The 12,585-nt window shown below is 73.2% G+C and carries 11 protein-coding genes; all 11 read right to left on the bottom strand.

The features are described 5' to 3' along the window. Positions 1-67: 67 nt before the first annotated feature. The 11 genes from ACFVYX_RS16445 to ACFVYX_RS16395 all read right to left on the bottom strand — a co-directional run bounded on the left by ACFVYX_RS16445 (position 68) and on the right by ACFVYX_RS16395 (position 12,535). Positions 68-3,886: a multifunctional oxoglutarate decarboxylase/oxoglutarate dehydrogenase thiamine pyrophosphate-binding subunit/dihydrolipoyllysine-residue succinyltransferase subunit gene (locus ACFVYX_RS16445; protein ID WP_389682043.1), complete on the bottom strand. Its 3,819-nt coding sequence runs from the start codon at positions 3,884-3,886 to the stop codon at positions 68-70. 290 nt (positions 3,887-4,176) lie between these two features. Beyond that, a complete protein-coding gene (locus tag ACFVYX_RS16440) occupies positions 4,177-5,268 on the bottom strand; it encodes an ATP-binding protein (RefSeq protein WP_389682042.1) in 1,092 nt (363 codons plus the stop codon). A gap of 53 nt (positions 5,269-5,321) precedes the next feature. Then, positions 5,322-6,059, bottom strand: a complete 738-nt coding sequence (locus tag ACFVYX_RS16435; protein WP_384115393.1) for a response regulator transcription factor — start codon at positions 6,057-6,059, stop codon at positions 5,322-5,324. A 71-nt stretch (positions 6,060-6,130) separates the two neighbouring features. Further along, on the bottom strand, positions 6,131-6,802 hold the full coding sequence (locus ACFVYX_RS16430; protein ID WP_389682041.1) for a spermidine synthase: 672 nt from the start codon (positions 6,800-6,802) through the stop codon (positions 6,131-6,133). Between the two features lie 119 nt (positions 6,803-6,921). Then, positions 6,922-7,521, bottom strand: coding sequence for a hypothetical protein (locus ACFVYX_RS16425; RefSeq protein ID WP_389682040.1), 600 nt, complete (start codon positions 7,519-7,521; stop codon positions 6,922-6,924). After that, on the bottom strand, positions 7,518-8,840 hold the full coding sequence (locus tag ACFVYX_RS16420; protein WP_389682039.1) for a hypothetical protein: 1,323 nt from the start codon (positions 8,838-8,840) through the stop codon (positions 7,518-7,520). Before ACFVYX_RS16420 ends, ACFVYX_RS16425 begins: the two co-directional genes overlap by 4 nt. After that, positions 8,837-9,634, bottom strand: a complete 798-nt coding sequence (locus tag ACFVYX_RS16415; RefSeq protein WP_389682038.1) for an ABC transporter ATP-binding protein — start codon at positions 9,632-9,634, stop codon at positions 8,837-8,839. Before ACFVYX_RS16415 ends, ACFVYX_RS16420 begins: the two co-directional genes overlap by 4 nt. Next, positions 9,631-10,542: a zf-HC2 domain-containing protein gene (locus ACFVYX_RS16410; RefSeq protein WP_389682037.1), complete on the bottom strand. Its 912-nt coding sequence runs from the start codon at positions 10,540-10,542 to the stop codon at positions 9,631-9,633. The genes ACFVYX_RS16415 and ACFVYX_RS16410 overlap by 4 nt, the downstream gene beginning before the upstream one ends. After that, entirely contained in the window at positions 10,539-11,159 is a 621-nt protein-coding gene (locus ACFVYX_RS16405; protein WP_389682036.1) for an RNA polymerase sigma factor, read from the bottom strand. The genes ACFVYX_RS16410 and ACFVYX_RS16405 overlap by 4 nt, the downstream gene beginning before the upstream one ends. A 41-nt stretch (positions 11,160-11,200) precedes the next feature. Further along, a complete protein-coding gene (locus ACFVYX_RS16400) occupies positions 11,201-11,830 on the bottom strand; it encodes a hypothetical protein (protein WP_389682035.1) in 630 nt (209 codons plus the stop codon). Positions 11,831-11,896: 66 nt separating this feature from the next. Further along, positions 11,897-12,535, bottom strand: a complete 639-nt coding sequence (locus ACFVYX_RS16395) for a GNAT family N-acetyltransferase (RefSeq protein ID WP_389682034.1) — start codon at positions 12,533-12,535, stop codon at positions 11,897-11,899. Positions 12,536-12,585: the final 50 nt, after the last annotated feature.

Raw genomic sequence — 12,585 nt, 5'->3', positions numbered from 1 at the left:
GCACGGCGAAACGCCGGAGGCCCGGCACCCCCCAAAGGGTGCCGGGCCTCCTCACGTACGTCGCTGATCAGGCGTCGAAGACCTCGTTGACCAGCTGCTGCTGCTCCGCCTGGTGACGCTTGGCCGAGCCGACCGCCGGGGAGGACGAGTGCGGACGCGAGATCCGGCGCAGGCGCTCGCCCGCCGGGATGTCCGCGCCGACCGCCAGGTCCAGGTGGTCGATCAGGTTGAGCGCGATGAACGGCCAGGCACCCTGGTTCGCCGGCTCCTCCTGCGCCCAGATGTACTTCGCCGCGTTCGGGTACTTGGCGATCTCGGCCTGGAGCTCGGCACCCGGCAGCGGGTACAGACGCTCCAGACGGATGATCGCGGTCTCCGTGTCCCCGCGCTTCTGACGCTCGGCCTCCAGGTCGTAGTAGACCTTGCCGGCGCAGAAGACGACCTTGCGGACGTCGGCCGGGTTCACCGTCACGTCGCCGATCACCGGGCGGAAGCCGCCGGTGGTGAACTCCTCCACCTTGGACGCCGCGGCCTTCAGACGCAGCATCGACTTCGGGGTGAAGACGATGAGCGGCTTGTGGTGCGGGTTGTGGACCTGCCAGCGCAGCAGGTGGAAGTAGTTCGACGGCAGCGTCGGCATGGCGACCGTCATGTTGTCCTGGGCGCACATCTGGAGGAAGCGCTCCGGGCGCGCGGACGAGTGGTCCGGGCCCTGGCCCTCGTAGCCGTGCGGCAGGAGCAGCGTGACGCCGGAGGTCTGGCCCCACTTCTGCTCGGCCGAGGAGATGAACTCGTCGACGACGGTCTGCGCGCCGTTGACGAAGTCACCGAACTGGGCCTCCCAGATGACCAGGGAGTCCGGACGCGCCAGCGAGTAGCCGTACTCGAAGCCCATCGCCGCGTACTCGCTGAGCAGCGAGTCGTAGACGTTGTAGTGGGCCTGGTCGTCGGTCAGGTAGAGCAGCGGGGTGTAGTCCTCGCCGGTCTCCTGGTCCACCAGCACCGCGTGACGCTGGCCGAAGGTGCCGCGGCGGGAATCCTGACCCGAGAGGCGGACCGGGGTGCCCTCCATGAGGAGGGAGCCGATGGCGAGGGTCTCGCCGAAGCCCCAGTCGATGGTGCCGTCGTCGATGGAGGCGGCACGGCGCTGCATCTGCGGCAGCAGACGCGGGTGGACCGTGATCCGCTCCGGGATGCTGACCTGCGACTCGGCGATCCGCTTCACGACCTCCTGGGAGACCGCGGTGGTGACGTCGACCGGGAAGGCGGCCTTGGCGTCCGGCACGGTCGCCGAGGCCGGGGCCGCGGTGGCCTCGCGGACCTCCGCGAACACCTTCTCCAGCTGCCCCTGGAAGTCCTGGAGCGCCTGCTCCGCCTCTTCGAGGGTGATGTCACCGCGACCGATGAGCGACTCGGTGTACAGCTTGCGCACCGAACGCTTCTTGTCGATCAGGTTGTACATCTGCGGGTTGGTGAACTGCGGGTTGTCGCCCTCGTTGTGACCGCGGCGGCGGTAGCAGATGAGGTCGATCACGACGTCCTTGTTGAACGTCTGGCGGAACTCGAAGGCGAGCCGCGCGACGCGGACCACGGCCTCCGGGTCGTCGCCGTTCACGTGGAAGATCGGCGCCTCGATCATGCGGGCCACGTCGGTCGCGTACATCGAGGAACGCGAGGACTCCGGGGCGGCGGTGAAGCCGACCTGGTTGTTGATGACGATGTGGACCGTGCCGCCGGTGCGGTAGCCGCGCAGCTGCGACATGTTGAGCGTCTCGGCGACGACACCCTGGCCGGCGAAGGCCGCGTCACCGTGCAGGGCGACGGGGAGGACGGTGAAGTCCGTGCCGCCCTTGTTGATGACGTCCTGCTTGGCGCGGACGATGCCTTCCAGGACCGGGTCGACCGCCTCCAGGTGGGAGGGGTTCGCGGCCAGGGAGACCGTGATCTGCTCGCCGTCGAGACCGGTGAACGTGCCCTCGGCGCCCAGGTGGTACTTGACGTCGCCGGAGCCGTGCATCGACTTCGGGTCGAGGTTGCCCTCGAACTCGCGGAAGATCTGCGCGTACGACTTGCCGACGATGTTCGCCAGGACGTTCAGCCGGCCGCGGTGGGCCATGCCGATGACGACCTCGTCGAGGCGCGACTCGGCGGCTGAGTCGATGACCGCGTCGAGCAGCGGGATGACGGACTCGCCGCCCTCCAGGGAGAACCGCTTCTGGCCGACGTACTTCGTCTGCAGGAAGGTCTCGAAGGCCTCCGCCGCGTTCAGCCGGCGCAGGATCCGCAGCTGCTCCTCGCGCTCCACACGGGAGTGCGGGCGCTCGACGCGGTCCTGGATCCACTTGCGCTGCTTCGGGTCCTGGATGTGCATGAACTCGACGCCGGTGGTGCGGCAGTACGAGTCGCGGAGCACGCCGAGGATGTCGCGCAGCTTCATCATCGACTTGCCGGCGAAGCCGCCGACCGCGAACTCCCGCTCCAGGTCCCACAGGGTGAGGCCGTGCTCGGTGATGTCCAGGTCGGGGTGCTTGCGCTGCTTGTACTCCAGCGGGTCGGTGTCGGCCATGACGTGGCCGCGGACCCGGTAGGAGTGGATGAGCTCGAAGACGCGCGCGGCCTTGGTGACGTCGTCGTCGTGCGACGCGTCGATGTCCTTGAGCCAGCGGACCGGCTCGTAGGGGATGCGCAGCGCCTTGAAGATGTCGTCGTAGAAACCCTGCTCGCCGAGGAGGAAGTTGGCGACGACGCGCAGGAACTCGCCGGAGGCGGCGCCCTGGATGACGCGGTGGTCGTACGTCGAGGTCAGGGTCATGACCTTCGAGATGCCCAGCTTGTTCAGGGTGTCCTGGGAGGTGCCCTGGAACTCGGCCGGGTAGTCCATCGAGCCGACGCCCATGATGACCGACTGTCCGGGCATCAGACGCGGCACGGAGTGGACGGTGCCGAGGCCGCCGGGGTTGGTCAGGGAGACCGTGACGCCGGTGAAGTCCTCCATCGTCAGCTTGCCCACGCGGGCGCGCTTGACGATGTCCTCGTACGCCTGCCAGAACTCGAAGAAGTTGAGCGTCTCGGCCTTCTTGATGCCCGCGACGACGAGCTGGCGGTCGCCGTTGGGCTTCACCAGGTCGATCGCGAGACCGAAGTTCACGTGCTCCGGCTTGACCAGGGTCGGCTTGCCGTCCTTCTCCGCGAAGGAGTAGTTCATCGACGGCATGGCCTTGATCGCCTGCACCATCGCGTAGCCGATGAGGTGCGTGAAGGAGATCTTCCCGCCCCGGGCGCGCTTCAGGTGGTTGTTGATCACGATCCGGTTGTCGAAGAGCAGCTTCACCGGGACGGCGCGGACGGACGTGGCCGTCGGCACCTCCAGGGAGGCGTTCATGTTCTTCGCGACCGCGGCGGCGGGGCCGCGCAGCGTGATCAGCTCGGGGCCGGCGGGGGCCTCGGTCGCCGGAGCGGCCGCGGGCTTGGCCGGGGCGGCCTTCACGGCGGCCGGAGCGGCGGCGGCGGGCTTCGCGGCGGCCGGGGCGGCGGGAGCCGCGGCCGGCTTCACGGGAGCCGGGGCCGGAGCAGCCGGGGCCGGAGCGGCCGCGGGAGCGGGAACGGCCGCCGGAGCGGCAGGCGCGGCCTGTGCGGGGCCCGCCTGCTGCGCGGCAGGCGCGCTCTGGGTGGTGGGTGCCGGGGCGGTCGGGGTCTCCGACGCTCCGGGCTTGTAGTCGGCGAAGAAGTCCCACCAGGCACGATCGACCGAATTCGGGTCCTGGAGGTACTGCTGGTAGATCTCGTCGACGAGCCACTCATTGGCACCGAAGGCGGTCGCAGGGTTCTTTCCCTGCCCGTCTTGGTCGGTCGGGGAGCTCGGGGTACTGGGGGACTGAGACGACACGGCGGCAACCGCCCTCTTCCGCTTCACAAGGTGATGGACAGCGGAAATAAAGGCTACGCCTGTCCGGCCGAGAGGTGCAGGCCGGGCGCTCCAACGTCGCGCAAGTCACACTTGACGAGGTGTTTCGGGGGCGTGAATGGCGGGAAACAAGCGTGGTTCCGCATGTGTGAGGGTACGGGAAAGCGCAGGCACGGCCCGCTTCGGCCGCACCCCTGATCGCACCCCGCTCACGTGCACGCAGGTCTTGCTCACGTACACGCAGAACGCGCTCTTCCGGTTCGAACCCTACGTCAACCTGTCGGGGGACGGCTGCCCGGAAGAGTGACTCTGATGCGGCAGCCACGTGAGGATTCGGCCACACCGATCCCGCCGCCGTGCAGATCCACCGCCCAGCGGGCGATCGCGAGACCCAGCCCCGTGCCGCCGTCGCTCCCCGGTCCCTGCCGCAGCGGCGCCGTGCCCCGGTTGAAGCGCTCGAAGACCTTGTGCCGCTCCGACTCCGGGATGCCGGGGCCCTCGTCCTCGACCACCAGCTCGAGCGAGTCCGGGTACGGGCCGCGCCGGGCCCGGACAGTGACACGGCCGTGCGGCGGCGAGTGCTTCACCGCGTTGTCGATGAGGTTCGCCATCACCTGGTGCAGCCGCTCCGCGTCCGCGTGCGCCACCAGCTCGGGCGGCGACACGTCCAGGTGGAGATGCACGTCCGTGCGGTTGTGGAGCCCGGAGGTGGACGAGAGGCCCCGCTGCGAGGCGGCCAGGTTCGCCTCCCGCAGCACCCCCGACAGATACGGCCAGACCTCGAAGCGGCTCGCCCTCAGCGCGACGACACCGTTGTCAAGACGTGACAGATCCAGCAGCGTCTCCACCAGCCGGCCAAGGCGCTCGGTCTGCTTGAGCGCCGACCGCATGGTCTCCGGATCCGGCTCGGACACCCCGTCCACGACGTTCTCCAGTACGGCCCTGAGCGCGGCGATCGGGGTGCGCAGCTCGTGCGACACATTGGCGACCAGCTCCTTGCGGTGCCGGTCGACGGCCTCCAGGTCGTCCGCCATGCGGTTGATCGTCGAGGCGAGGTCGCCCAGCTCGTCCCGCCGGTCCGCGCCCCGCACCCGGCGGCTGAAGTCGCCGCGCGAGATCGTCCCGGCCACTGTCGTCATCTCGTCGAGCGGCGCGGTCAGGGACTGGGCCACGAACTGGGTGATCAGCAGGGTCGCGATCATCGCGAAGATCGTGATGTACCGGAACTCCGTGGACGTGCGGATCGCCACCAGGGCCAGACAGGAGGTCAGCAGGACCGCCCCGACGACCAGGGCGCCCAGCTTGGTCTTGATCGAGATCACGATCCGGCGCGGCCTGCGCGCCTCGGCCGCACCCTGCCTCACCTGGCGCTCACCCCGTTCCCGCTGCCCCTGCGGTCGCCCGGGCCTCCGCCGGCTCACAGCGCCGGGGTCTCCAGCGCGTACCCGACGCCGTGGACCGTGCGGATGCGCTCGGCCCCGATCTTCCGGCGCAGCGCCTTGATGTGACTGTCCACGGTCCGGGTGCCCGAGGCGTCCGCCCAGTCCCACACCTCGGCGAGGAGCTGCTCGCGGGAGAGGACCGCCCGTGGGGTGCCCGCCAGGCAGACGAGCAGGTCGAACTCGGTCGGCGTCAGGTGCACGTCCTCGGAGCGCACCCGGACCCGGCGCTGCGCGTGGTCGATCTCCAGTTCGCCCAGGCGGAGGATGCCGCTGCGGGGGGTGACGGCCGCGAGCGCGGCCCGCTCCACCCGGCGCAGCAGCACATGCACCCGGGCCGCCAGCTCCCGCATCGAGAACGGCTTGGTCATGTAGTCGTCCGCGCCCACGCCGAGGCCGACCAGCATGTCGGTCTCGTCGTCGCGGGCGGTCAGCATGAGGACCGGGACGGGGCGCTGGGCCTGGACCCGGCGGCACACCTCCAGACCGTCGAAACCGGGCAGCATGACGTCCAGGACCATCAGGTCCGGCTGCCAGGCCTCGGCCGCCTCCACGGCCGCGGGACCGTCGGTCGCGGTCTGCACGAGAAAGCCCTCTGCGCGCAGCCGCGCGGAGATCGCCTCCACGATCGTGGCGTCGTCCTCGACCACCAGGACACGTCGCTGAGCCCCCGGAGTGGCCGCCGCACCGTGGTGAGTGGTGTGTGTCTGCTCCATTGCCCCGCCTCGCGTCGCCGATGTCGGCTCAGCAGCCTAGAGGTACCGGTGGCGTCCCGGCTATCCAGGAGCTATCCGGGACGCACCGCGAGGTGGACCGCGTCGGGGACGCCCCGGGCAACGGGGATCTCTTCCGTCCGTACCCCGCTGAATCCGGCATTCCGCAATGTCTCTTCGAAATCGGCGGACGGCCGGGCGGACCATACGGCGAGCACTCCGCCCGGGTTCAGACGGGCCGCGCACAGGGCCAATCCCTCGGCTCCGTACAGGGATTCGTTGCCCTCGGTGACCGTCCAGTCGGGGCCGTTGTCGATGTCGAGACAGAGGGCGTCGTAGGTGTCCGTGGAGGTGTGGAGGTACTCCACGAGGTCCGTGTGCAGGATCACCGTCCTCGGGTCGGCGAGCGCCCTCCCGGAGATCGCGGCGAGCGGCCCCTGCCGGTGCCATTCGATGATCGCCTCCTCACGCTCGGCGACGGCGATCCGGCCCCAGAGGGGGTCCTCGGCGGCGTGCGCGAGGGAGAAACCGACGCCGAGACCGCCGACCAGGACGGACGCGCCGGCCCGGACCTCCTCGGGCAGGGCGTCCCGCGCCGCGTCGATCAGGAGCCGCTCGGAGCGCCCGTCGGAGGTGTCCATCAGGAAGGTGCCGTTGGCGATGATCTCGTAGTGCTCGGCCCGGCGGCGCAGCACGACCTCTCCGTACGGTCCTTCGCGGCGGTCGAGGGTCACGGGACCTGACATCGTTCGTCACTCCGTTCTCGTCGTCTCGGCAGACGGCCCCGCCATTCTCGCGGGCGGGGCCGACCGGGACAAACACCTTACGGAGTCCCGGCGTTACGCCCTGGGGCCGCCCCGGGACCTCACGACTCGCCGGTCACCCGCCGTGCTCCCCGCCACGCGTACCCGCCCGTGCCCGTCACGAACGCGGCGACCGCCACCGTCCACGCGCCGGCCTGCGGGCCCGGCTGCATCACCCAGGCCCACCACTGCGCCGCACCGCCGGGCTCGGACGGGGCCGCGAGATAGACCACACCCACGAAGAACACGGGCGGCAGCCAGCTCAGCCGGGCGCCGACGACAGCGGCGGCGCCCGCCGTCACCCCCATGAGCCCCAGCGTGTTCCGTACGGCGGCGGGCGCTCCGTACGCCTCCATGTGGCCCGGCAGCGCGAGGGCGAACAGCGCGGCGGCGAGCAGGGTCGGGACCAGTACGTGGGCGAGGCGCCGCGGCCACCACGGCTTGACCGCCGTGCGGTCCAGCTCGTCGCTCGGGGTGTGCAGGCTCGCGCCGACCGTGGCCGCCGCGAGCAGCGGGCCGAGGACGACGACCGGCAGCCGGGCCGTGTGGTCGAAGTCGGGCAGCGACACCAGCCACCGGGCCGACCCGGCGGCGGCCGCCGCCGTGCCGACGAGCGCGGCGAGCGCGGTGGGGAGGGCACGGGAGCGCAGATAGAGCCTCATGGGACGGGCACCTCGTCCGGGCGGCAGCTGTCGGCCGCCAGGTAGCGGGCGAGGTAGTCGCGCTGGGCGGCGGGGGACTTGGCCTTGAGCCGGTCGATGTACGGCCGGGCGGCGGTGGGGTCGACGCCGTAGTCGTCCGGGGCGGGCGCCAGCCACTCCGAGACGGCGAGGTGGATGACGCTCGCCCGCTCGGCGTTCGGGCCCGTGCCGTCGCCAGGCCGGCAGCTGTCCGAGAACAGCCAGTTCACGGCCGCATACAGATACAGGTCGGGGCGTACGAGCCGGCCGCGCACCGCCTCCTGGTCGGTGTTGGGCAGCGCGACGTCCCCGGGGCGGGTGTCACCGAGTCCGCTCACCCAGCGGACCGGGGCGCCGGGCAGCCCCCTGAGGCGGGCGTTCAGCGGGGCGAGCGCCGCCGACACGTCCGGCAGCAGCTTCTCGTCCACGGCCGTCAGACACACCTGCGGAGTGCCGTCGTCACAGACCTGCCGGGCCAGGGCCGGGTCCGGGCGCCAGGGGCCCTCGTCCACCGGCAGGCGCAGGATCAGGCCGGCGGCGGTGACCGCCACGGCGAGCGGTACCAGGGCGAGCGGCCGCAGCCGGGCCGGGCGCAGCCCGTACGCGAGGAGTGCGGCGAGCGCGATCCCCGCCGTCCACGCCATCGACACCGGGCCGAACCACCACACCGGCCGGTCCCAGAAGAACTGGTGCTCGGCGGCCGGGCCGAGCCAGCGCGCCGGGCCGTCCGCGTAGGCGGTGGCGATCATGACGACGTACCCGACGATCCCCAGGAGCGGGGCGGTCAGCCGCCAGCGCACCACCCGGCCGACGACGTGGCCGAGCGCGCCGAGGGCGGCGACGGCGACGGCGTCGGCGGCGACGAGCTCCAGGTAGGGACGGCCCCCGGAGACGTACGGCCAGGTCGCGAGGAGGACGACGGCGTCGGCGAGGAGCAGCCCTGCGGTCGGCCAGAACACGGACGGGGCGACGGCGACGAGCAGGCGGCGCAAGGGGGAGCGCGACACGGACTCCCACAGGTCCGTCGTCCCGCGCCGCCGGTCCCGGCCGCCCTGCCAGCAGCCCGCCGCGAGCGCGAGCGGCCCGGCGAGCAGCCCGGTGGCGACGTGCAGCATGTTCGTGGCGTCGGCCCAGCGGCCCTGCCAGCCGGGGCCCTTGTTGTACATCGTGACGAGGATGGTGAGGGCGACGGCGGCACCGGTCCAGGGGCCGAGACCGCGCCGCAGCTCGGTGCGGAGCGCGGAGGGGGTACGCGCGGGCGTGGATCCGCCGGAACGGGGCGGGGTGAGGGTGGCGGTCATCGGAGCGCCCCCTTCGCGTGGTCCTCCCGTGTGCGGTGGGCGCGCAGGGCGGCCGTGTAGCCGCGTTCGACGGCGTGGGCCGTGGAGTCGTCCGGTCCGCCCGACGTCCCGCCGAGTCCGGTGAGTTCGGCCGTGGTGCCCTGGAAGGCGAGCCGCCCCGCCTCGATGAGGGCGACCTCGCCGCACGCGGCGGCCACGTCCTCCACCAGGTGTGTGGAGACCACCACCGTCGTCTCCGTGCCCAACTCCCGCAGCAGGTCACGGAAGTCGACCCGCTGTTCCGGGTCGAGGCCCGCCGTCGGCTCGTCGAGCAGCAGCAGCTCCGGCTCGTTCACGATGGCCTGGGCGATCCCGGCGCGCCGGACCATGCCGCCCGACAGCGTCTTCATCTTCGTGTCGATCCGGTCGGCGAGCCCGACCCGCCGCACCGCGCGCTCCACCGCCGCCGGGACCCGGTCGGCGGGCAGCTCCTTGAGCCAGGCGACATAGGCGACGAACTCCCGCACCGTGAAGGCCGGGTAGTAGCCGAACTCCTGCGGCAGATAGCCGAGCCGGCGCCGGATCCCGGTGCGGTCACGGTGGTTCGTGGCGTCCCCGCCGAGCAGTTCCACCCGGCCGGAGGAGGGCGCGGCGACGGTCGCGAGGACCCGGATGAGGGAGGTCTTCCCGGCTCCGTTCGGTCCGAGCAGGCCGTGCACGCCGGGCCCCAGGGTCAGGTCGAGGCGGTCGAGGGCGATGGTACGGCGGTGACGGACGGTCAGTCCGGTCACCGCGACGGAGGGCGAGGGGTTCACCGGGGCTCCAGGTGGTCGAAGGAACGGCGCCGCAGCACGAGGAGGGCCGCACAGGCGAGCGCGGCGGCGGCCCACCCCCCTTGCACGGCGGAGCCGGAGAAGTAGGGGGCGAGCGCGGCGGCTCCCGCCCCCGGGTCCGCGTCGGGCCCGCCGAGGAGCGGCCCCGTCACGGCGAGCAGCCATCCGCCGCCGAGCGTCAGGGCCGCCGCCCGGCAGCCGACGAACGAGCCGAGCGCGAGGGTGGCCAGGGTCAGCGCGAGACCGGGAAGCAGCCAGGCGGCCGCCCCCGGAAGGCCGGCCACCGGCGGCAGCAGCGCACCGCCCGCGGTCAGCAGCGGTACGCACACGCCGAGCACGGCGGCGGTACGGGTGAGCAGCAGCCGCAGCCCGCCCGACGGGGTGGCGGCCGTGATCTCGTACAGGGGGTCGGCGTGCCGGCCGTAGGACACGGCGACACCGGCGAGCGGAAGGACGGGGGAGACGGCGAGCAGCAGGCCTCCCGCCCCCCGCGACCCGGCGCCGTAGGCGAGTCCGAAGGCCCCGCCGACGACGAGGACGAGGGCCACCACCCAGGACCCGCGGAGGGCGGGCCCGACGGCCCACCAGAGCCGTGCCCACCGTCCGAGGGGGTTCCCGGCGGCGGCCGCGGGGGCGGGCCGGTGGCCGAGGGAGGACAGGAGCTCGGCGCGGACGGCCGCGAGGGCGGGGCCCGCGGCGCCGGCGCGTACGGCGGCCGAGACGCGGCCCGCGCAGGCCGCGCAGGTCTCGACGTGCTTCTCCAGGGACCAGGCGTCCGTCTCGGCGGCGGTGCCCTCCGCGTACCGCAGCGCCAGGGCGTCGGTGACGTGCCAGGGCGGCCGCTGTCCGGGCCGGGGTGCGGGTCGGTGGTCGGGCCGGGACGCTGTCATGCGGTGCCTCCCAAGGCGTGCGGGCCCCCGGGGTTCCCGGCCGCGAGTGCGGCGCGCAGCTCGCGGCGGGCGCGCAGGGCGCGGGTCTTGACGGTGCCCTCGGGTAGGCCGAGGAGCCGGGCGGTCTCACGGGTCGTCAGGCCGTCGACGACGGTCGCCCGCAGGACCTCGGCGAGCTCGGGCGAGATCCGGTCGAGGGCGGCGCCCACCTCCCCATACTCCAGGCCCGCGAGGACCCGGTCCTCGGCGGAGGGGGCAGCGGCCGGTGCCTCGGAGGGCGCGGCGGCGTGGGCGGTGGCGCGGTCGGTACGGGCCCGGGCGCGCTGGGCGTCCACCAGGCGCCGGGCGGCGATCACCCAGAGCCAGCCACCGGCCTCGCCCCGGCCCCGGTGGCCGCCGGCCGAGCGCCAGACGGTGACGAAGGTGTCCTGGAGGACCTCCCGTACGGTCTCCTCGTCGGGGCAGCGCCGGGCGAGCCGGGCGTGCAGCCAGCCGGCGTGCCGGTCGTAGAGGACGGCGAGGGCCTCGGTGTCCCCCCTGGCGACCTTGCGCAGCAGCGCGGAGTCGTCCTCGTCGCCCCCGGAGGGGCCTCCCCCTGTGGGGCGCGACAGTCTCACGCCTTCTCTATCGCCGGGAGGGCGCCGGACGGTTCACGCGCTCACGGACCGGTGGGCGGGCCGCCCTCCGGGAGGGCGGCGAAGACGCGCTGGAGGGCGGGCGGGCGCTCGCCGTCGCCCGCGACGACGAGCCGGTGGCGGTGGGTGACGGAGTACTGGAAGCCGTCGGGGACCGGGGCACCGGTCGGACGCGTCGGCACGCGCGCGTACGCGGGGTCTTCGAGCGCCGCCCGCAGTTCGGCGGCCTCGGCGGGGGTCATCCGGCCGGTGCGGGGCGGCTCGGTGCCGGAGCGGCTGGTCCAGGTGCCGTCGTAGCGGACGACGAGCTGGTTGCGGACCCCGGCGAGACCGCCGCTGACGACCACCTCGACGAGGACCTCCTGCCCGCGCGGCTCCGCGGAGGGTGGGGTCGAACCGGTGGGGGTGGTGGGTGCGGTGGGCGCCGGCGGGGATGTGGACGGGCCGGTCGGGGTCGGCCTGGGTGCCGGCGTCGCCGGGGAAGGGGGCGTGGCCGAGGTGGCGGGCCCGGGCGGCACGCTCACGCCCGATGCCGGGCCGCCCGGCGCGGGCGGGGTCTCCGGTCCGCAGCCGCTCGCGCCGAGGGCCCCGGCGGTCAGGGCCGCCGCGACGAGCAGGGCCCCGCGCCTTGTCTTCCGTACGCCTCGCACCATGGTCCGAGCATGCCCCGCCGGGGGCTCCCCGCGCAGCCGGGCGCCCGGAAGCGAGCGGCCAGGCGGTCAGCTCTCCGCCCGGACGATGCCGGTGAGCGGCCCCCGGTGGCGCCAGCCCAGCGAGTCGTACAGCGCGAGGCCGTCCGTGGTCGCGGAGAGCACCCCGGTCCCGGCGCCCGCCGGGGCGGCGGCCGCCTCCAGGGTGCGCATGACGTTGGCGCCGAGGCCGCGCCGCCGGTGCGCGGGGTCGGTCTCGATCTGGTCGGCGACGGCGGTCGAGCCCGTCGGGGCGATCTGGCCGCGCGCGGCGAGGGTGCCGTCGGGGGCGAGGACGCGGACCCGGATGACGCCGTCCCTGACCTCGGTGGTCCTGGCGTACCCCTCCGGCGGTGCGGGCCGGGCGCCCGGGTCCAGCGGCTTGACCATCATGAATCCCGGGTCGTCGGGAACGGTCCACCCCTCGGTGATCCACGGCGCGACGTCCTCGGGCTCCGCCATGACCTTGAGCCAGCTGTACGGGGCGGTGAGCCGGGCGCAGAGCGCGCCGACGGAGGCCGCGTCGGGGGCGGGCAGGACATGCCGTACGACGTGCCCGGGGAGGCCCACGTCGATCCGGTATCCCCAGGGTTCCGTGACGGCGGCCGGGGTGCCCCGCGAGACGGTCCAGCCCGCAACCCAGGCGGAAGTAATAGACGCTATATCCATTGAGCTATTACATCCCTCGAAGCGGCCCGTCGGGCGGGGTGATCGCTCAG

The organism is Streptomyces sp. NPDC058326 (genome assembly GCF_042879855.1).
In the GTDB taxonomy this organism is placed as follows: domain Bacteria; phylum Actinomycetota; class Actinomycetes; order Streptomycetales; family Streptomycetaceae; genus Streptomyces.
Note: the sequence above shows the minus strand (reverse complement) of the source record. Positions and strands in the feature narration are given on the sequence as shown.

Coding starts and splice junctions, on each gene's coding strand:
- ACFVYX_RS16435 (WP_384115393.1), bottom strand. CDS start 6,059: ATGGAGCAGACACACACCACTCACCACGGTGCGGCGGCCACTCCGGGG.
- ACFVYX_RS16430 (WP_389682041.1), bottom strand. CDS start 6,802: ATGTCAGGTCCCGTGACCCTCGACCGCCGCGAAGGACCGTACGGAGAG.
- ACFVYX_RS16425 (WP_389682040.1), bottom strand. CDS start 7,521: ATGAGGCTCTATCTGCGCTCCCGTGCCCTCCCCACCGCGCTCGCCGCG.
- ACFVYX_RS16420 (WP_389682039.1), bottom strand. CDS start 8,840: ATGACCGCCACCCTCACCCCGCCCCGTTCCGGCGGATCCACGCCCGCG.
- ACFVYX_RS16410 (WP_389682037.1), bottom strand. CDS start 10,542: ATGACAGCGTCCCGGCCCGACCACCGACCCGCACCCCGGCCCGGACAG.
- ACFVYX_RS16400 (WP_389682035.1), bottom strand. CDS start 11,830: ATGGTGCGAGGCGTACGGAAGACAAGGCGCGGGGCCCTGCTCGTCGCG.
- ACFVYX_RS16395 (WP_389682034.1), bottom strand. CDS start 12,535: ATGGATATAGCGTCTATTACTTCCGCCTGGGTTGCGGGCTGGACCGTC.